The following is a 20,203-nucleotide window of genomic DNA, read 5'->3' on the forward strand; positions in this document are numbered from 1 at the left end:
AGTTGTGTTTATGAGACAGGTTCAGCAATAACGCCAGATTAGCCAACCACAGCATAGCGCCTACACCACTGGTGTAGTTTATTGCGGGTCTAATCGAAGAATTCAGTTCGTCTAAAAAAACGAAAGAACGTGGTGCCATAGTGGGTAGTATGCCTTATAAAAAATGCACTAGTTACCTACTTCAAAGATGAAGCAGGCGTGGCAGGTTAAAGGCTTATTAGGGTTAATTCAATAGGCGTAAAAGGCGTAATGATGCGGTTATGTAGTAATAAAAACCACCTGTGAATACAAGTTTTTAACATGCCACTTGTTCGGTGCAAGAAAAGATAAAAACCTCGAAAATTGGCTACATGACAAGGCAAACGAGACAGTAGGATAAATTAATTTCAATGCGCTAGCGCTTTAAAACGTACAAATGATAAATAATTGTTACCTAAAATATGGATATCAAAGAGGCTTTTATTTTAGGAAAAATGCGGTAACTCTCATTTAGCTGCGATAAATGGAAAGGCATTCAAAGGTGTATTTAGACCGAAAAAAAGCGCTGCTCTATGAGCAGCGCCTTTCTTTTAAGCGTTAAGCTTAGGGGGATGATTACATCAAAGTGCCCTAAATACCCACGATTCCCTTAATCCCTTACTATTAGGGATGTAGAAGCTACATAGCGTGACACATTCCTTATTACTTCCAATTAATAGGGGAACAATATGAACGCACAAAATAAGCACATTAAGAAGCATCACGACACATGGGTATACTCTAGAAGAGTCCCTAGCGCGATAGCTCACTTATACAAAGGAAGTCATATAACTTTCAGTCTCCAGACGAGTAGCGTGAAGGTAGCAAGACTTAAACGTGACAAGTTTAACGGGCACCTAGCAAACCAGATGCAAGGAACTATTAGCCCAGAGCGCGAGGAGTTTAAACGTCACCTGACAGTTGCAAAAGAGTACGCGGGGGCCATCAAAGACCGTAGCTCTAATCTCACATATGATGACTTCTTCCCACGAGAGCCTATCGCTCACGCAGCTTATAGAGAAGTGGCTTATAAGGACACTAACCATGTCTATTCATATACCGCAAAGGAAGCCTTACAGAGCCTTCTAGGACGTAAAACAAAGCTATCTGATGATACTAAGCAGAAGCTACAAAGCGCGTTAGATAGGTTCCTTACTTTCGTTGGAGTCAATGACATGGCCCTAACAGAAGTCCACAAGAAGACCGTTGTGGCTTACATAGAACACCTTGGTGATGAGTACGCCCATGGGACAATTGCAGCGCACCTTTCTAGACTTAAATCCATCTGGGTCCATGCGTTTCAATTGGGAGAGATAGCGTTGAAGCAAAGTCCCTTTGAGGACCACGACCTTAGCCCTTACAAGAAAGGGGAGTCTCAGCGAAAACAGCTATTTAGTAAGGACCAACTGAACAAGGTTCTTAATGAATGCCCTGACAGTGTTAAACCATTGACCAAGTTAGCTCTATTCACAGGTGCTCGTATTAGTGAACTTTGTAGAGCTGAAGTAGAGGTCATTGAAGGTATTAGGTGTTTAGTGGTCCATAAAGGTAAAACTAAAAGTGCACCTCGTTACATTCCCTTAGCGGACCAATTAAACGACATTGAACTGCCCTTGCGTTTAGATCATAAATCAGCAGGGAGGACATTCTCCAAGTTCAAAGTCGATAAGATCACGGATGACTCAACTAGGTCGTTTCACTCTTTACGTAATCACTTCATTACCGCTGGTCAACGTGCTGATAATCTTACTGAGTTTGACGTGGCTTACGTTGCTGGACACAAGACGGGGACTACTATGAGTTTTGGTCATTATGCCCGTCACGATGTTAAACGGCTGAAGGCTACCGTTGATAAAGTAGCTAGTCAGATTGAGAAGGAATGGTACTTATAAAAAAGAAGTTTTGGGGCAAACGCCCCAATCAGCTCTTCATTGTGACTTATTTGCAAGACTTTGCGTTACTTAAAGCGAGCACAAATCACACCATGCTGTTGAAAGTCTGTTATTTCCTTAGTTTCATCACCGTCACGCCAATAAGATTTTTTACCAACATAAGACTCTTGATTTTGTGGTATGACAGTAACGATGATTACGCCTAGTCCATAATAATCATGGTAATCCATGTGAGAAAGTACATTAGTTTTCAAGCTCTCGCTTAACTCTGAATCTCGAATTCTTCCCCTCCACAAAGCCAAGTACTGTTCAACGCTCTTCCCTAGTAAAGTGGCTTCCCGTTTCACTCCAACAACGTGTTTTTTACCTACTTTTATAGGGGTCACGTTATCTAGCTGCTGTACTCTATTTGCATCTCTTTCTTCGTCAGCAATACCTATCAGCAATTTACCTACTCTATTTGGACCATTGTTAGCAAGCGCGCAAATGGAATTAATTATTTTCTTTACTGCATTTTCATCTATTGCTCTTTGACTTGAAGCGAGTGTCATAATTCCTTGCTTCAATTCATAATCAGCAAGCTCTATTTCTGAACGTCTCAATAGTTCATTGACATCAAGAGTGCTGTGTTGACCGTATACATGCTTTAGATCTTTCGTATCAACGAAAAATGGTTCTATCTGAGCTTTAATAGAACGTACGTTTTTGTCCCGTTCATCCGGAGATCCTGCATCTTTAGTAGTTTTTATTCTTTCAGAAAGATTTTCTAGCGCTGATTCCACACCAGCATAATCAGAAATTACTTTTTTTGATTTTATTAAAAGGTCATGGAATGCTAAAAAAATTACCGCGAAAGTTGCAGGGAAGGGATTGGAACTCTTCTTTTTGTAAACGATTTCTTTGAGCTTTTTCTGCGACGACGATTTCTGGATTTCGTCAACGCAGAAGCTAAATTCATCAATCAATTTTTCTGCTCCATAGACTTCTAATGCAGCTTCTACCCGATTGAACTCTTCTGAACTTTCAGTGTAGATATTGTCTAGTGCTTCTTTGGAGCGACTGATCATTTTACTTCCAACTATACAAGCAATAATATCAGCTATACACTGCTCGTCTAGGCTGTCACGAAGATCAACTGACCTTAAAATACCCTCTTTTACCCAGAAAACCTCCTCAGCAGAAACACCATATCCATGTTTATTCAACGGTAAATCGACGCTTACTGAGGGCATTTTAATTAATTCCATAACTTCATCAGAAACATCACCACGCAGTTTGCAAGCAATCGTTCTGACTAAATCTGAGAACTCATTCTTTATCCCTGCTTGTCTTCTCTCCTGATCACTAAGGCGATGCCCATATGTATTAATTCTGTCGAAAACATCGTTGACTTGGGCTTCTGTAACATTTCTCATCGTCGACATAGCGACCATATAATCTAAAATAGAACTTACCTGCTTGCTATCAAGAAGCTTTTGATCAGTCATTTCTTCAGTTTTGAAAGCCCCTTCATCTCTATAGTTTTTCGCAGTTGTAAAATAATCTAGATTGAAAAATTGCTCGTCAGTCGTTTTGAAAGCTAATTCAATGAATGACATCAAAGCATGTAGTCTTTGTAGGCCATCTATTATTTCGAAGTGCCCCTTCTTATCCTCAATCTCAGCTATCAGAATTGCAGGTATTGGATATCTATTCAGAATTGAATCAATCAATTTTTGTTTTTCAATAAGTGTCCATACGAGTTTTCGTTGGTAGCGCCTGTTAACGATCAACTTACCTTCCCTGTAGAGAGAGTAAATTGACTGTATAGACATAGGTTGAGAGCTGAGTTCGATCATATTAAGTCCTTTTTTAGAAACACACATAAGCTACTCAATATGAATAGATTAATAAAGAACTTATTTAAAGATTACTTCGAGTAACATGAGATGCGAACACTAAGAAGCCTGTAACGACACTCTAAGCGCATCATTGGCTTGTATGATTTCACCGTAACGGCTATCAATGTAAGCGATTGTGGCTCCCTTCACGGTCACCTTATCAGTCGTGAAGTATGACCCTTCGCCCTTAAGGTCTAACACCTTGATAGCAGCGCGAAGGTCACCAAACATTACAGGAGTGCCGTTGGCCTCGCTAGGGTTCATCTGGTCAATGATAACGATAGGATGACCTAGCATCAGGAATGTCTCTTCACCACCATAAACAGAGCGGCCCCAGCGAATTAGTAGTGACTGACCTGTTGAGTCTGCTACCAGTTCTAGTTCTTCAAAGGTGTCAGCGTTCATGTACCACTTGGCATTACGCTTGTACTTGCTAGGGAGTGACTTCTTGACCGCTGAGAAGTGAGCTTTGATAGCCGCAGCGTTGGCCCCAAATGAGCCGCTAGAGCCTGTCTTGATGACCTTATAGAAGTCTTGGTGTCGCTCATCATCATCCTTGAAGGCCTCTGAGAAGCCGTTAGCTTTGTCTATACGCGCATCTAACACACCACGTAGACGCTGAATACCGTTGGCTCTGGACTCATCACCATATAGTAATTGCTCTACGAGTACATTGAGGAAGTCATCACTGGCTAGCCGTATGAACTCTTCTTTAATGTCTATGTGAGCGTCAGAAACAATCTCGTCAGTTATTAGTGTCTGTGCGTAGACCTTGCCAAATAGGCTCTTAACGCTTGCGTAGCGGTGACCTTCAGTCAAACTTACGTTTGAGTCTATTGACCCATGCTCACCCGTTAGGGCCGCTTTGATACGGCTTGTTACGACCAGCTCTCTATGCTCTGTAGACTCGACATCAATACGGTCAATTTCATCTAGAAGAGCGTGTGAGGGAGTGGCTCTGTCTATGATTTTTGTTGATAGCTCTTCACCATGTAGAACTTGAAGTTCAGCAAAGCTAAGAGGTTTACTGTTTTTCTGTGATTGTTGTTTTTTCATGTGGTATTTCCTTATGAATAGACACACGAAGACACACCCAATGAATCAACAAAGGGAGTCCTAGCGTGTTTGTATGTGATCGAATTAAATGAGTTGTAGCTTTAAGGCCCAGAGGGGATCTGTGAGCGGTTCTTATAGCTTAACTAAGGTGAATGTATGTGAGAGTTCTGAAGTCTTCCCTGAGGATCATACAGATCCATATAGAGCTACTTAGCTCCTGAGTGAAAGACCCTATTGATGTCTAGAGCAAACTGAGTGGCTGACTCTTCAGTCATGCCGTAGGAACTCGTCAGTAAGTTCTTGTTAGATTCAAAGCTACGACCTAGACCAATACGTCTGCCATCGTTTAACTCGATGAAAGCAATACGAGAGCGAGAAGGGAGCGTAGTGTCTACAGGGGCCTCACAGACCTCAGATTTAGTGACCTGTTTAGGTTTAAGAATGGACCTCAATGACATAGCAGATTGTTCTCCCTGTTGTACTTAGTGGCTAAACTGGTAATGAATGAAGTACGAGAGACACTCACACCATGAGTTGAATTAAAGTGTGCCCTTGCTACGTCAATGACCTCATACTCGTCACGAGTGAGCGCCACTGAGGTTCGTTGTGGTTTCTTTGAGTTGGTACTCATTGGGTTAATCCTTGTATAACGGTTATGTAAAAAAGACCCAACGCCATAGTCACTAGGACTTCGCTGGGTATCTTTGAATAGATGAAATTGAAAGCTTTCCCATTAAGGGAAACTATGGAGGCCGTGAAGGGTAGCTACACCCCAGAAGAGATATAGGCCCCCATAGCTCTTACTAGTGACCTCCATTGACGATAGACACAGGGCTACGTTGCATAGCGTGATGTGGGTTGTGTCTTTACCATTCGTTCAATAGACCACTCTAAAATTCGATTATTGTGGAAGGGAAAAGACAGCCTTGATTCTTTAGGGGGTCATTAGGCTGTTAAGTGATTCCTGTTGTGACCATGAAGTACAAAAGTTGCTTCTTTCTTCCTGTAGTCAGGGGATAAGCATTAGGGTGACCGTTCTGAGAAGTACGCTGGGGTAATGGCCTCTTGACCATCTGATAAGTTCGATAAGAGGTCTATTTGATTAGTATTCATGAAGGTGTCTAACTGTACCATTTTGCTCACTGAGCGTTTTGGTACACTTTGTTCATTTCTTGGCTGTTTCATTTCCGCATTATGCGCTTTTGGAACATTTTGTTCATTTTCTGACTGGCTATTTTTGGCATTATGCCGTTTTTTGCCACCTAAAGAAAAAGACTGTCCTGTGGCTTCCTCTTGAGTCTTAACGTCATCCATAGGGCCTCTATTATGGACATCTTTAAGTAGCCTCTAAACAGCTAGTAGCTTCAGGGCGTAAGCCTTATCTTCTTCAGACAGGTCCTCAATGAATAGCCTAATTCTCGCTTGGGCGCTAGTCTCAGAAAAAGACGGACCTGTGGCCTCTTCCTGCACCTCTACGTCATCTTCTATGTCATCCCAAGGGCATTCTGCTACGCTTGCCTCTGTTACATGGGCTAAGACTGAAGGTTGTTCTTCTGTGGTTTCGATAGAGCTATCTGTATCGATATTGCTAGAAGTGATTTCTTCATGTGACTCCTCTTGTTGTTCATTGACTAGTTTAGCAGAAAGGCTCACTGAGCTTTTTCGCTTAAGAATGCCACTTACAGTTGTTTGACCGCATCCTATCCGTTTAGCAATCTCTGCTTGAGTAAGGCCCTCATCTGATAAAGTGGTTATTCTAAAATCACGTGAACGTGTAAGCTCACCCCTAACCTCTTCTGTAGCTCTCTTGTATGTGGCTGAAGAGCATTTGACCACACTCATGATTTCCTTTTTATCTAACGTGTACTTATCTTTAAGGAATCGCATACGGTCTACTTCAAGTAGCTTTCTGATTGTCGAGTGAATGTCGCTACTCTTACGCTTAAGGCCATGGTTAGCGTTGACCCCAGCAGCAGCGACAATAGCGTCAGCCATAGTTTCAAATTCAGAGTAACGGATAGCTACATTCTCTAGGTCTACCTCTACAGGTATCTCGTTCTGCTTTGTTAACCAGTCGATAGCGTTAAGCCTGTGGAACCCATCAATAGGAACGTACTCACCAGTCTCTTGTACCAGTGCCACCCATGGTAGCTCTGTGAAGGTCCCAGTGTCAGCGTATGAATATGCTAGGTCCTTCACGTGAGTCATATCTTCACCCAGTGCGCGTAGTTGAGTTGGAGCGTCTAGGTTGATTTTAGATAAAGCAATAGTGTTCATTTTCTGTCCCTTACTATGGAATACGTTAAGAAATATCTTAGTGGTAGCCTCGCGTTTGAAGAGAGAGGCTAGAAGTCTGAGACAGTAGCTATATGACCATCTACACTCTTGAGCTGCTCTACACTGAGGGAACTCAACTGGCGTGTTATAGACTCAATGAGTTTGACCTTACGTTTCTGTATACGGTCTTGCTGAGTTTTGGCATCGTGCCGTTTATCCGCACTTTGAACCTGTTCATTGCTTGAGTGACCGTTTTTGGCACTATGCCGTTTTTGGTCACCTTGTTCATTTTTTGACTGTGTAATTTTGGCACTATGCCGTTTTTGCTCACCTAGACCATCTAGGGTTTCATCATGAGTCATTTTGCTCACTGAGCGGTTTGACTCACTGAGGTCCTGTAGGGTGTTCACTGAATGACTAGTTTTGCCATCATGGCGCTTTTGGTCATCAAGACTCTGAAGGTCATCAACGTGGGACTGAGTCATTTTGCTCACTGAGCGTTTTGACTCACTAAGAATCCTGCTAATAGTCTTTTGGGGTACACCTGTTCTTTGTTGAATCTCACGTTGAGAGATACCTTCATAGTCTAAGCGTTTGACCACAAAGTCACGAGCATCAGTAAGCTCTTTACGGATTTCCTCAGTGGCTCTCCTGTAGGTTGCAGAGGAACAATTGACCACCTTCATGATAGCTTCTCTATCTAGTGTGTATTTGGTCTTTGAGAAACCTATGCGGTCAACTTCAAGTAGTTTTTGGATAGCGTTGTGTATATCCGTACTCTTACGCTTAAGGCCATGATTAGCGTTGACCCCAGCAGCAGCTACGATAGCCTCAGGCATAGTGTCAAACTCAGAGAGTCTTACTGAGACATTATCGAGGTCTACCTGACACTCAATGTCCTCGTGTTCTGCTAACCATTGAAGGGCTGTTAACCTATGGAAACCATCAATAGGTACATATTCGTTTGTGTCTTTAATCAGGGCTACCCATGGTAGTTCCTTGAAGGACCCAGTGTCAGCGAATGAATGCGCTAGGTCTTCTACGTGAGTCATATCTTCACCTGATGACCTCAACTGAGTAGGGGCCTTAAGGTTAATCTTAGATAGTGCAATAGTGTTCATGTGTGTGGTGTTCCTTGTTTGTTTATGTCTTAGGGGAGAGACCTGAGGAAGTTGAGGTATGACTCTAGGTGGGTCGTAGCGAATGACCCTATATGAGGATGACCAAACTAATTACAACTCAATAGTCTATGTCTTAGGGGAGGCCCTAGGGACTCCTTAAGGTAGGTAACTAATATTGATATTATTAGTAGGTCTAGCCTCAACGGTCCCTAAGGGAATCTTTAGGTACATACCCTAATGTCTTTCCACTTTGTTCTAATAGCCAGGGATTATTCAAAACAGGGTATATTCGAGTGATATTCAGACAGTCAAAGAGGCTACGCTGCGAGGTCTAGACGAGTCATTAAAAAGGGGGCAATACCGTGATAACTTCACTGTATAACATACATGACCCATTACTTGTCCTTTCTACTGATATTCAAAATGGTAGCCCTTGCGACTCCATATTCTTTACTTAATTTGACCTTGCTGACTCCATTAGCCAACTTGTCACGAATCTCTTGTTCTTGTTCTTTGGTGAGCTTAGGTTTACGACCACCATAGTTACCCGTAGCCGCTTTGCCTTCTTGGGTCCTAGTCACGATGAAGTTCCTCTCTAGCTCTGCGAACATCCCTAGGAGTTGGACCATCGCCTTACTTAATGCGTCTGTCTTTTTAGTGTCTATGGCTTGGTCAATAGTCACGAGGTTGACTTTACGTTTCACTAAGGTGTCGAGGCATACTAGTACCTGAGACAAAGACCTACCTAGTCTATCCAGCTTAGTGACAACCACAGTGTCACCTTCACGGACATATCTTAGTAATTCTTCGAGAGCCTCTTTGTTAGTTGCCTCTTTACCTGAATGCTTTCCCTTAAATATCTTCTTGCAGCCGTAAGCTTCTAGCTTATCTATTTGCTGTGTGAGGTCTTGTTGCTGGGTAGACACCCTTGCATAGCCTACGAATTCCATAAGTGAACTTCTATATGTCAAAAACTTAAGAGATATTGACACCCACCAACAAAGATGTCAACAACTCAAAAAAATCAGTTATTGACAGTGTTAAGTTACACAAGAGTGTTTCTGACAGTAGGACGCTACACGTCACTCCACGGGTCTATCCTTTCTCGCATTTCTCTTAAGATATGACGGAGTTGCTCTAGACTCATTGCTGGTCTAGTTCTATGAATCATTCGATGACAATTGGAGCACAGCATGCATACGTCATCTAACGTAGAAGGTGTTAGATCACTTTGCTCAGAAAGAGGGTTTTTATGGTGGCACTCAATGTAGTTCTTTCCTACCTCGCCATATTTCTTCTCAAAATCAAATCCACAGGCTTGGCACACATAGCCAAAGGCTTTTTTGGCATCTGCAACTAATTGAGGGTTTCTAGTAAAAAAATAACTCTCACGTACTTTTCTCTCACCTTCTGCATATTCAGTGTCAGGGTCTGGTTCTTGAACAGTTGAGTAGTCTGGCACCTCAATTGCGTAGCTTCCTCCTAGCAAGTGTGCAACATAGCCATCTACACCATCAAACTTAGATAGTCGATCTTCCTTAACTCTATATACGTTTCCACTAGGTCTAAACTTAGGTAAGTAGTTAACATCCTGCTTAAATTGAGTCCATGTAAGATCAATTTCTTTAGTCTTAAAGAAAAAGACATAAGGAAAATGGTTGCTCCCCCACAAAAAGCTGGAAAGTACAGGAAGTTCTTCTCTCCAAAATCCTTTTACATGGCAAAGTGCAGGCATCTCACCATCACCGCCGGTGGTCTTTATTAGAAGCATAACGTCATTGCATTCAAGATTACGTATGACGCTTTTTGCACCGGAAGGAACCCCCCAAGCATTACAAAATCCGTTTGGAAACTCTTTGGTTAACGTTGTGAATACCTCATCTTTAAGGTGTGGTGGCAATCTCTCTGCGATATCATCGATTGAAACTTCCCCAAAAACTGTTTTAGGGAAATCTGCAGTAGCCCCTTTCAATCCAACATCGTGAAAATATAAGTTCATCTATCAAAACTCCTTTTTTGTGAACACTAGTATGAAGATTTTATTTAATACTGTGTACTGTCCAGTGTGCCATTATTAAGAGTGGCTTTTCATCATAAAAAGTTAGCTTTTTAGAAAATGAACGAAAAGTAAACTACGCTTTTATTTAAGATCATGGAACGACGCAATCGTCACTAAGGGTCATTACCTCGCCCTCTCCCCCCTGTGCCCTACAGAAGATCCTGAGAAGATCTGTGAGAAGACTTTGAGAGTGACCAGACCACAGGCATACCCGACCCATTACGAGATCATAGAGACGCTTACAGAGCTTATTTTATAGAGTGAAATTTAAGGGTAGCTAATGAGGAGCGGATGGAATATTGTAAAAGGAGATTAAGGAAATGGTGTGAAACTAACCGTGATACAAAACGTACCACAGTTAGTCTCAGAAGGCTTGTAAGCCCTTGATTTATAAGGGCCTAGGAAGCGGGGCGATTCTTACATCATGCCGCCCATTCCGCCCATGCCGCCCATATCAGGCATTGCTGGTGCGTCTTCTTTAGGTAGTTCAGCTACCATTGCTTCAGTTGTGATCATTAGTGAAGCAATTGAAGATGCGAACTGTAGTGCAGAGCGCGTTACTTTAGTTGGGTCAAGAATACCCATCTCTAGCATGTCGCCGTAAGTGTCGTTACCTGCGTTGTAACCGTAATTACCTTCGCCGTTCTTCACTTCGTTAACTACTACTGATGCTTCTGCACCTGAGTTGATAGAGATTTGACGTAGAGGCGCTTCCATTGCACGTAGTGCAAGCTTAATACCTACGGTTTGGTCGTCGTTGTCGCCAGTAAGGTCAGCAAGTTTAGCTGCTGCGCGAACTAGTGCTACACCACCACCAGGTACCACACCTTCTTCAACCGCTGCGCGAGTTGCGTGTAGTGCATCTTCTACGCGGTCCTTCTTCTCTTTCATTTCAACTTCAGTTGCTGCACCAACTTTAATTACTGCAACACCGCCAGAAAGCTTAGCTAGACGCTCTTGAAGCTTCTCTTTGTCGTAGTCTGACGTAGAGTCTTCAATTTGGCCTTTGATTTGAGCACAACGGCCTTCAATCGCTTCTTGGTCGCCGTTACCGTCAACAACAGTTGTGTTGTCTTTGTTGATAACTACGCGCTTAGCAGTACCTAGGTCTTCAAGCTGAACTTTTTCAAGGTCTAGACCAATCTCTTCAGAGATTACTGTACCGCCAGTTAGGATAGCGATGTCTTGAAGCATTGCTTTACGACGGTCACCAAAACCTGGTGCTTTAACCGCTGCAACTTTAACAATACCGCGCATGTTGTTAACAACTAGTGTAGCAAGCGCTTCGCCTTCAACATCTTCAGCGATGATCATTAGCGGCTTACCAGCTTTCGCTACGCCTTCAAGGGTAGGAAGTAGTTCGCGGATGTTAGAAATCTTCTTATCAACCAATAGGATGAACGGGTTGTCTAGTTCAACAGTACCGTTTTCTTGGTTGTTGATGAAGTATGGAGATAGGTAACCACGGTCGAACTGCATACCTTCAACAACGTCTAGTTCGTTTTGAAGTGCCTGACCTTCTTCTACAGTGATAACACCTTCTTTACCTACTTTTTCCATTGCCTGAGCAATGATGTCGCCAACTTCTGAATCAGAGTTTGCAGAGATAGTACCTACTTGAGCGATAGACTTGCTGTCTGCACAGTCAGTAGACAGAGCTTTAAGCTCTTCAACTGCTGCCGCAACTGCTTTGTCGATACCGCGCTTAAGATCCATTGGGTTCATACCCGCTGCAACGCTCTTAAGACCTTCAGTAACGATTGCTTGCGCAAGTACAGTAGCAGTAGTTGTACCGTCACCTGCTTCGTCATTCGCTTTAGACGCAACTTCTTTTACCATCTGCGCGCCCATGTTCTCAAACTTGTCTTCAAGCTCGATTTCTTTCGCTACAGACACACCATCTTTAGTGATAGTAGGTGCACCGAAAGACTTGTCTAGAACAACGTTACGGCCTTTTGGACCTAGTGTTACTTTAACTGCGTTAGCTAGTGTGTTTACGCCTTTTAGCATTTTGCTGCGAGCGTCATCACCAAAACGTACTTCTTTAGCTGCCATGATTAAATTCCTCTAAAATTCGTTTTAACGTTAGTTGTAATTACTCAACAATCGCTAGAATGTCGCTTTCGCTTAGGATTAGTACTTCTTCACCGTCCAGCTTTTCTGTTTTAACGCCGTAACCGTCGTTGAAAATAACGGTGTCGCCTACTTTAACGTCTAGCGCTTTAACTTCGCCGTTCTCAAGAATGCGACCGTTACCTACTGCGATTACTTCGCCGCGTGTAGATTTTTCTGCTGCAGAACCAGTCAGAACGATACCGCCTGCAGATTTGCTTTCTTGCTCTGCGCGCTTAAGGATTACGCGGTCGTGTAAAGGACGAATTGCCATTTTCAAGTCTCCTGAAAATTCCACTATTCAAATGAATGTAATTATCGACATTCAGACTATCTAAACGTCGCGTGTTTAAGGTTGCTCATTGCTGAGCTGTTAAAATCGTTTCTGCACGGATAGATGGGGTAGTACCCAGATAACTTCAAGGGTTTTTAAGCAAAAAAATGTAAAAAATTTGGTTTTTTCGCTAAATACTTCTTTTTATTGGGCAAGTAAACGCCGTTTATCGCGGTAAACGGCGCTCATAACCTGATGGAGAGGGCGTTGGGGCTCGCTATTTTAAGCGCTTATCTGGGTCGTTAGTGGTGTGATCGGTGTACTCACCTTCAAACACATCACCATCGCTATTATGTGAGCGTGAACGCTCATCGAAAGGACTTTGCCCAAACGGTGACTGACCCTGTCCGAAGCCTGAAGCTCCCGGCCCCATACCCGGAGCGACAACACGCATTTTCATGTGCTTACTGACCTGAGCAGCAAAGAAGTGACGAGAGCCTGGCATTGCCAATAAGAAGCCGAAAATATCGGTAATAAAGCCTGGCGTCACAAGTAAAACACCCGCAACCACCAGCATCAAGCCTTCAACTAGTTCTTTTCCTGGCACTTCATTTCGCTGCATTTTTTCTTGTGCCGTTTGCAGCGTACTCACACCTTCGCGCTTAACAAAATAAGCACCAATAAAGGCAGAAAGAAGTACCAAGCCAACGGTATTCCAACCACCAATTACGCTGCCTACATTAATTAGCAACGCAATCTCTAAAATAGGTAATAGGGCAAACAGTATAAATAAAACCCGCAAAATGCTTCCTCTTTCATGTATTCATAACCTGTAATAGGGTCTTTGTACGTAATAACAAGAAAAGGTGCCCACCCTTTCGCTTAAATAGCCACTTAAAGCGACCGATAACGACCGTGATATACTGTAGTTATGAAAGAATAGTGCGACTTTTCAGGTCAATTACATATCGACCCAGTAGCAAAGTAACAGGCGCGAAACAAAGTAGGAAAAGTTCATGACAATTAAACTTGTATTGTGCACCACGCCCGATGAAAAGACAGCGCAGTTAATTGCCAGCACGCTTGTTGAAGAAAAGCTTGCCGCCTGCGTCAACATAATCAAGGGTATAGAGTCCGTTTATGAGTGGCAGGGGAAGGTAGAAACCGACGCAGAATGCCAACTGCTTATTAAAACGAACACACAACACGTTTTACAGGCCTTCGATAGAGTAAGCGAACTACATCCGTACGATGTCCCTGAATGGTTAGAACTTAATGCTGAGGCTAGCAGCGCTTACGGTCAGTGGTTACAAACCACGCTACAGCGCTAGTTAAAACGTAATTCTAATAAAAATAACGACAACGCAAAATAGATAAAAATGAACTGTAACTTTATGACTTTACCTCCTTTTCCATCAGGCACTGCATCAGCTTCACTGTTTCGTCGCTTTAGCGCTTATGTACTTTCAGCATTTTGTTTAATGACGTTATTAAGCACGTTCGCCTTGGCTCAGGTGCCCAATGCCTTTGACGATCCGTTCGTGGATGAACCCCAATTTTTAGATGTAGACCAAGCGTTTGCGTTCGATTTTAACCAAAAAGGCGATGTGCTTACGGTAAGCTTCGATATTGCCGACGGCTATTATCTGTACCTAAAGCAGTTTAAGTTTGTGGCGAAACAAGCCGAAATTGGCGAGCCTGAGTACCCAAATGGGGTAATGATTCAGGATGAGTTCTTTGGCGAGTCTGAAGTGTTTTACAACGGCGTATCTATTACTTTGCCCATTGAATCAGCGAGCAGTGACGGCGTAGTTAAAATTCGCTATCAAGGCTGCGCTGATGCAGGGCTTTGCTACCCGCCGACAGTGAAAGTCGTGTATTTAAACGAAGTGGGAAGCAGTGCAGTTGCTGATACAGATACGACCTCAGAATCAAATGACGCAGCGGCCTCTTCGCAAAGCGAGCAGTTCGATTTAGCGCAAAGGCTAATTGATAAAGATAACCTTGCGCTCACTTTAGCTCTATTTTTTGCACTAGGCGTAGGCTTAGCCTTTACCCCTTGCGTATTTCCTATGTATCCCATTGTGTCGGGCATTGTGATTGGTCAGGGCAAGCCTAAAACCGCATCGCATTCATTCTGGCTAACCTTTGTTTATGTACAAGGCATGGCAATTACCTACTCGTTGCTTGGGTTGGTTGTCGCTGTGGCAGGAGCGCAGTTTCAAGCTGCGCTTCAACACCCTGTGGTGCTGGGCGTATTCATTGTGCTATTTGTGGCGCTTGCCGTTGCTCTGTTTGGTGGCTTTGAAATTCAGCTACCGGCAAAGTATCAAGAAAAGCTCACTCACATGAGTAACAATCAAACGCCCGGCAGTTTCGCAGGGGTGTTTATTATGGGCGTATTGTCTGGCCTTATCGCTTCACCCTGCACTACTGCCCCGCTAACCGGTATATTGTTATTCATCGCCCAAACTGGCGATATGACACTGGGCTTTATTTCTCTTTACTTGTTAAGTATTGGTATGGGCGTTCCACTTATTCTGTTCGGCATGACAGGTGGAAAACTCCTACCTAAAGCAGGTAACTGGATGAATGTGGTTAAGGTGACTTTCGGCTTTATGATGCTTGCCGTGGCCATTGTGTTTATTGAGCGTTTATATAATAGCCCAGCCACTGGCTTCCTATGGGGATTGCTTGGCTTCGGTTTATTCGGTTACTACTGGGTACTCAATCGCGCCAGCAAAAACTCACTGATGAAACTTGTACGTGCTGTTGTGGTGGCAATAGGCATTATGGGAAGTGCTGGCCTTACTTATCAAGCAGGGCTAAACACAGGGCTTTGGGGCGAGCACTCTGATGGTGTTCACGCAGGGCACCCAGACTTTGTTGTTGCGCGAGACTTGGCAGACTTACGTAATAAAATAGCGGCGGCTAACGCACAAGGTAAAACCGTGATGGTCGATTTGTACGCCGACTGGTGCGTAGCCTGTAAGGAGTTCGAGAAGTACACGTTCCCTGACAAGAAAGTGGTATCTGCACTTAGCAATACGGTATGGATGCAGATGGATCTTACCGATAACACACCAGAACGTCAGGAGATTTTTGACACCTTTACTGTGCTAGGCCTGCCTACCATTTTGTTCTTTGACGAAAACGGCGACGAGCTAACCAAAGCCCGTGTCACCGGGTTTATGAAAGCAGACGCCTTTGCCGGTCACGTAAACGAGTGGCTTAACAATGGGTCTAACACTAATGACGGTCAAAGTGGTCGCTTGGACTAAGGCGCGTCGATTCGAGGACTTTCCTCTTCTCATATGGCGAGTATGGCGAGCGGTGCGAAGCGCTGCTCTCTTTATCTTGGGTAGAAACGGGTTTCAGAAAAGAAGGGTGGCTTCAATGCTGGCCTTCTTTTTTATTTCGCTCACTTTTTCCCTATCAATAACGGCGAAAACCACGGGGTGCTTTGATAACAAACGCTTTTGTTTTGAGCTTACGCCTTCGTCTTCTTCTCTTTATTTAGTCTCAGTACAGAGAAAAGTAGAATTGCCCGTAGCGCTAACTCTGTATTCCAATGTTATGCAAGACATTCCCACCGGCAATGGGGAGCTTAAATCGAAAGCCCACGTTAACGCATTTTTAGATACCAATGACCAAGTGCCCCTTGGCGTAGTAAAAAATGCCGACGCATTCTGGGCATCTTTGCGCGTTAAATGGACGGTGGGGCGCGTAGACGCGATACACGACAACGCCTATACGTATCTGCCACCGCTACAGCCAGCTAGCAAATACCGTATTGTTCAAGGCTTTAACGGCAATTTTAGTCATTCTGGTGCGTCAAGGTATGCTCTCGATTTTGCCGCGCCTGTAGGTACACCTATTTTAGCCGCCCGGGAAGGCGTAGTGATCGACACGAAAGATGACGGCACGAAAGGCGGGCCAACGCCGAAGTTTGCAAAATACGCTAACTACGTTGTTATTCTTCATAGCGACGGAACCACCGGCGAATACTACCACCTGAAATATAAAGGTGTTGTAGTAACAAGAGGGCAAACTGTAAAGCGCGGGCAGCTTATCGGTTATACCGGCAATACGGGGTTTTCTTCCTTACCCCACCTTCACTTTGGCATATATGTAGCCAAATTCCATGGTAAGTACGTGAGTGTGCCGTTTTCCCTCGACAGCGCCCTAACTAAGGCCTCGCCTTAGCATTTATAGCAATACATACTGATACTTTTCGTTAAAACTGCCATCTCATCCCCCACTAACGCCTTCTGAGAGTGCAGCATGCTGCGGTTTCACAGGCAGCCAACAAGCAACCCCCCCAATAAACTTTGCGCCGAAAACACCTGATTAGACCAGTATTTTGCTGCGAAATCTTTATCTATCACTATAATCAGCATTTAACACAATAAACGAGCAAATTAATTGGCTTTTTTTCGTGCAACTGTCACAAAAGTTTGTTGAAATGGCAATAACCGTGACTTTTTCCCGAAGATAGCAGCAAACTAGATGAATATTTTGTTATTGAACGGCCCTAACCTGAATATGTTAGGCCAAAGAGAACCCGACAAATACGGCACACAAACCTTGCAAGACATCGTAGATGATTTGCAGGCGCAGGCTGCGTCAAGCAACGTGACCTTAACGCATTTTCAGTCAAACGCTGAGTTTGAACTGATTGATCGCGTGCACGCTGCTATGGGTACTGTTGATGCCATTATTATTAATCCTGCTGCCTTCACGCACACCAGCGTCGCCCTTCGCGATGCATTATTAAGTGTCAATATCCCGTTTATTGAAGTGCATTTGTCGAACGTTCACGCCCGTGAACCGTTTCGTCATCATTCCTATTTTTCTGATGTTGCAGCTGGCGTCATTGTTGGCCTTGGTGCCATGGGCTACTCGCTCGCGCTAACTGCAGCAATCAACTTACCGAAATCGCATAAATAAAGCAGAGACAGAACATGGATATTAGAAAGATTAAAAAACTCATCGAACTAGTGGAAGAATCTGGCATTGCCGAGCTAGAAATCACTGAAGGCGAAGAGTCTGTACGCATCCACCGTGGCCCAACGGGTGTTCAAGCGCCAATGAACTACAGCTTTGCAGCTCCTGCTGCACCGCAAATGGCCCCTGCCCCAGCGGCGGCAGCTACCACTGCTTCTGAAGCACCAGCAGAGCCAGCTCAGCCAGAAGGTCACGTTGTTAAGTCTCCAATGGTAGGTACGTTCTACCGTGCATCTTCACCAACGGCAAAAGCATTTGCAGAAGTGGGTCAGCAAGTGAAAGTTGGCGACACGCTTTGTATCGTTGAAGCAATGAAGATGATGAACCAAATTGAAGCAGATAAAGCCGGTGTGGTTAAGGCAATCTTGGTTGAAAACCAAGACCCTGTAGAATTTGACCAGCCAATGTTCATCATCGAATAAGCGAGTGCTTAACTATGCTAGATAAAGTACTTATTGCTAACCGTGGTGAGATTGCCCTGCGTATTTTGAGAGCCTGTAAAGAACTAGGCATCAAAACCGTAGCAGTGCACTCTACTGCGGATAAAAACTTGAAGCACGTGTTGCTGGCTGACGAATCAATTTGTATTGGTAAAGCATCAGCAACCGAAAGCTACCTGAACATTCCTCGCATTATTGCTGCTGCAGAAGTCACTAACTCTATTGCTATTCACCCAGGTTACGGTTTCCTAGCGGAAAACGCAGACTTTGCTGAAGCGGTAGAAAAAAGCGGCTTTATTTTCATTGGCCCTAAAGCTGAAACTATCAACCTTATGGGTGACAAAGTTTCTGCTATCAACGCCATGAAAAAAGCAGGCGTACCGTGTGTACCCGGTTCTGACGGCCCGCTAACTGACGACGTAGAGCGCAACAAAGCCATTGCTAAGCGCATTGGTTACCCAATCATCGTTAAAGCTGCGGGCGGCGGCGGTGGTCGTGGTATGCGCGTGGTGCGCAGCGAAGCTGAGTTGATTAAAGCCATTGAAACAACGCAAGCAGAAGCTGGCGCTGCATTTGGTAATTCAACAGTTTACATGGAAAAATTCCTTGAGAACCCACGTCACGTTGAAATTCAGGTATTAGCCGATGGCCAAGGTAACGCCATTCACTTAGGTGAGCGTGACTGTTCAATGCAACGTCGCCACCAAAAAGTGGTTGAAGAAGCGCCTGCACCGGGTATTTCTGAGCAAATGCGCACCAAGATTGGCGATCGCTGCCGCAAAGCCTGTATTGAAATTGGCTACCGCGGAGCAGGTACTTTCGAGTTCCTATATGAAAACGGTGAATTCTATTTCATTGAAATGAATACCCGTATTCAGGTAGAGCACCCTGTATCTGAAATGATCACAGGCGTTGACCTTATTAAAGAGCAGCTTCGCATTGCAGCTGGTCAGCCACTGTCAATTGATCAGTCGCAAATTCAAATTCGTGGCCACGCTATTGAATGTCGAATTAACGCTGAAGATCCACAAACCTTTATTCCTAGCCCTGGTCCTATTGATATGTTCCATGCGCCAGGTGGTTTAGGTATTCGTTGGGAGTCGCATATTTACGCGGGCTACCACGTGCCTCCTTACTACGACTCAATGATTGGTAAGCTTATCACTTATGGTGAAAGCCGCGACGAAGCGATTGCTCGTATGCGCCACGCCCTTGAAGAGATTGTGGTTGAAGGAATTAAAACGAATATCCCTCTTCAGCGCGCCATTATGGCCGATGAAAACTTCTTCGCGGGTGGAACCAACATCCACTACCTAGAGAAGAAGCTAGGCTTAGCCTAATCCCCCCTTTGGGCTACACGCTGTTTTTTGTGTAGCCCAATTTTCTTTCTTCGCTACTCGCTATTCGCTATTCGCTATTCGCTATTCGCTATTCGCTATTCGCTATTCGCTATTCGCTATTCGCTATTCAGCACATTCTAATTTTCCGATTACTACAATCAATTTTTAACGATTTTCCTATTTAAAACTTGGTTCTATACTGCATACAAGTTTTAAGACATCTCCCTGAGTTTTAATGCTTTTGTGTGTTTTACCCTCATTGGAGTCCCACTCCACTTATTGCCGGCATCCCTGCCGGCTTTTTTTGTATTTTTTTCCTTAAACCGCTATTCGTTGCGCTAAGTAATACCAGTCTGCATAGATCATTACCCACTCAGCGAGATTTAAAATGTTTGTAATCGCGGCGTGTTACCGCAGGTATAGTGGTTCTACATCAAGGTGACACAACAAAGAGTACGGACATTTTAAACTCGCCCTTCGGGAAGGTCTGGCAAGCTTCTAGCTTCATTCTGGGAATTTGAAAGGGAACAGCCATTCCTGCATTCCCACGCTTTGCTAGGAAACTTGCCAGCGCCTTCTGAGTGGGCAATTATCTATGCGGATTGGTATTACACCCACAGCGGCAGCTGTTTAGTTGGCTTAGCCCCTTGTCGTAACGGCCTGAAATAATCTTTATTTTGATAAAACTTCGCATCCTGCGGTGAATGCCATAAAGGCACGCCTAACA

General features: G+C 44.0%; 19 protein-coding genes. 7 read left to right on the forward strand and 12 right to left on the reverse strand.

What is annotated here, in order from left to right; genetic code table 11:
* Positions 1–707: 707 nt before the first annotated feature.
* Complete coding sequence (locus tag QVA83_RS03270; RefSeq protein WP_069945182.1) at positions 708–1,910, forward strand: site-specific integrase; 1,203 nt, start codon at positions 708–710, stop codon at positions 1,908–1,910.
* 65 nt (positions 1,911–1,975) lie between these two features.
* On the opposite strand, the gene QVA83_RS03275 is transcribed toward QVA83_RS03270, so the two are convergent.
* The 12 genes from QVA83_RS03275 to QVA83_RS03330 all read right to left on the reverse strand — a co-directional run bounded on the left by QVA83_RS03275 (position 1,976) and on the right by QVA83_RS03330 (position 13,491).
* The gene (locus tag QVA83_RS03275) at positions 1,976–3,748 is read right to left on the reverse strand and encodes a DUF262 domain-containing protein (RefSeq protein ID WP_069945183.1); all 1,773 of its coding nucleotides are present in this window, start codon (positions 3,746–3,748) and stop codon (positions 1,976–1,978) included.
* A 99-nt stretch (positions 3,749–3,847) separates the two neighbouring features.
* The gene (locus QVA83_RS03280; RefSeq protein ID WP_069945184.1) at positions 3,848–4,846 is read right to left on the reverse strand and encodes a phage major capsid protein; all 999 of its coding nucleotides are present in this window, start codon (positions 4,844–4,846) and stop codon (positions 3,848–3,850) included.
* Positions 4,847–5,052: 206 nt separating this feature from the next.
* Positions 5,053–5,304 carry a hypothetical protein gene (locus tag QVA83_RS03285; RefSeq protein ID WP_069949005.1) on the reverse strand — a complete coding sequence of 84 codons (252 nt, stop codon included), beginning with the start codon at positions 5,302–5,304 and terminating at the stop codon, positions 5,053–5,055.
* Entirely contained in the window at positions 5,295–5,477 is a 183-nt protein-coding gene (locus QVA83_RS03290) for a hypothetical protein (RefSeq protein ID WP_139125445.1), read from the reverse strand. The genes QVA83_RS03285 and QVA83_RS03290 overlap by 10 nt, the downstream gene beginning before the upstream one ends.
* Before the next feature lie 392 nt (positions 5,478–5,869).
* Positions 5,870–6,160: a hypothetical protein gene (locus QVA83_RS03295; protein ID WP_069945185.1), complete on the reverse strand. Its 291-nt coding sequence runs from the start codon at positions 6,158–6,160 to the stop codon at positions 5,870–5,872.
* 33 nt (positions 6,161–6,193) lie between these two features.
* Positions 6,194–7,123, reverse strand: coding sequence for a hypothetical protein (locus tag QVA83_RS03300; protein WP_069945186.1), 930 nt, complete (start codon positions 7,121–7,123; stop codon positions 6,194–6,196).
* Between the two features lie 68 nt (positions 7,124–7,191).
* Complete coding sequence (locus QVA83_RS03305; RefSeq protein WP_069945187.1) at positions 7,192–8,244, reverse strand: ParB N-terminal domain-containing protein; 1,053 nt, start codon at positions 8,242–8,244, stop codon at positions 7,192–7,194.
* 395 nt (positions 8,245–8,639) lie between these two features.
* Positions 8,640–9,215 carry a recombinase family protein gene (locus tag QVA83_RS03310; RefSeq protein WP_278711733.1) on the reverse strand — a complete coding sequence of 192 codons (576 nt, stop codon included), beginning with the start codon at positions 9,213–9,215 and terminating at the stop codon, positions 8,640–8,642.
* A gap of 104 nt (positions 9,216–9,319) precedes the next feature.
* Positions 9,320–10,243: an HNH endonuclease gene (locus QVA83_RS03315; protein WP_069945189.1), complete on the reverse strand. Its 924-nt coding sequence runs from the start codon at positions 10,241–10,243 to the stop codon at positions 9,320–9,322.
* Positions 10,244–10,720: 477 nt separating this feature from the next.
* On the reverse strand, positions 10,721–12,358 hold the full coding sequence (groL, locus tag QVA83_RS03320; RefSeq protein ID WP_014951270.1) for a chaperonin GroEL: 1,638 nt from the start codon (positions 12,356–12,358) through the stop codon (positions 10,721–10,723).
* A gap of 40 nt (positions 12,359–12,398) precedes the next feature.
* Complete coding sequence (locus QVA83_RS03325) at positions 12,399–12,689, reverse strand: co-chaperone GroES (RefSeq protein WP_012520088.1); 291 nt, start codon at positions 12,687–12,689, stop codon at positions 12,399–12,401.
* 277 nt (positions 12,690–12,966) lie between these two features.
* Positions 12,967–13,491 (reverse strand): FxsA family protein, encoded by a 525-nt coding sequence (locus tag QVA83_RS03330; protein ID WP_287498131.1) that lies wholly within the window; start codon positions 13,489–13,491, stop codon positions 12,967–12,969.
* Positions 13,492–13,705: 214 nt separating this feature from the next.
* Here QVA83_RS03330 and cutA point away from each other — a divergent pair, with 214 nt between their 5' ends.
* The 6 genes from cutA to accC all read left to right on the forward strand — a co-directional run bounded on the left by cutA (position 13,706) and on the right by accC (position 19,476).
* Positions 13,706–14,020, forward strand: coding sequence for a divalent-cation tolerance protein CutA (gene cutA / locus QVA83_RS03335; RefSeq protein ID WP_014951272.1), 315 nt, complete (start codon positions 13,706–13,708; stop codon positions 14,018–14,020).
* A 63-nt stretch (positions 14,021–14,083) separates the two neighbouring features.
* On the forward strand, positions 14,084–15,970 hold the full coding sequence (locus QVA83_RS03340) for a protein-disulfide reductase DsbD (RefSeq protein ID WP_069945266.1): 1,887 nt from the start codon (positions 14,084–14,086) through the stop codon (positions 15,968–15,970).
* Between the two features lie 115 nt (positions 15,971–16,085).
* Positions 16,086–16,895, forward strand: coding sequence for a M23 family metallopeptidase (locus QVA83_RS03345; RefSeq protein ID WP_069945190.1), 810 nt, complete (start codon positions 16,086–16,088; stop codon positions 16,893–16,895).
* Positions 16,896–17,198: 303 nt separating this feature from the next.
* On the forward strand, positions 17,199–17,639 hold the full coding sequence (gene aroQ, locus QVA83_RS03350; protein WP_014951275.1) for a type II 3-dehydroquinate dehydratase: 441 nt from the start codon (positions 17,199–17,201) through the stop codon (positions 17,637–17,639).
* A gap of 14 nt (positions 17,640–17,653) precedes the next feature.
* Positions 17,654–18,118, forward strand: a complete 465-nt coding sequence (accB, locus tag QVA83_RS03355) for an acetyl-CoA carboxylase biotin carboxyl carrier protein (protein WP_014951276.1) — start codon at positions 17,654–17,656, stop codon at positions 18,116–18,118.
* Between the two features lie 14 nt (positions 18,119–18,132).
* Positions 18,133–19,476 (forward strand): acetyl-CoA carboxylase biotin carboxylase subunit, encoded by a 1,344-nt coding sequence (gene accC / locus QVA83_RS03360; protein WP_039228980.1) that lies wholly within the window; start codon positions 18,133–18,135, stop codon positions 19,474–19,476.
* Positions 19,477–20,203 lie beyond the last annotated feature (727 nt).

The organism is Alteromonas sp. AO-Serp (assembly GCF_017849675.1).
GTDB classification, from domain to species: domain Bacteria; phylum Pseudomonadota; class Gammaproteobacteria; order Enterobacterales; family Alteromonadaceae; genus Alteromonas; species Alteromonas macleodii.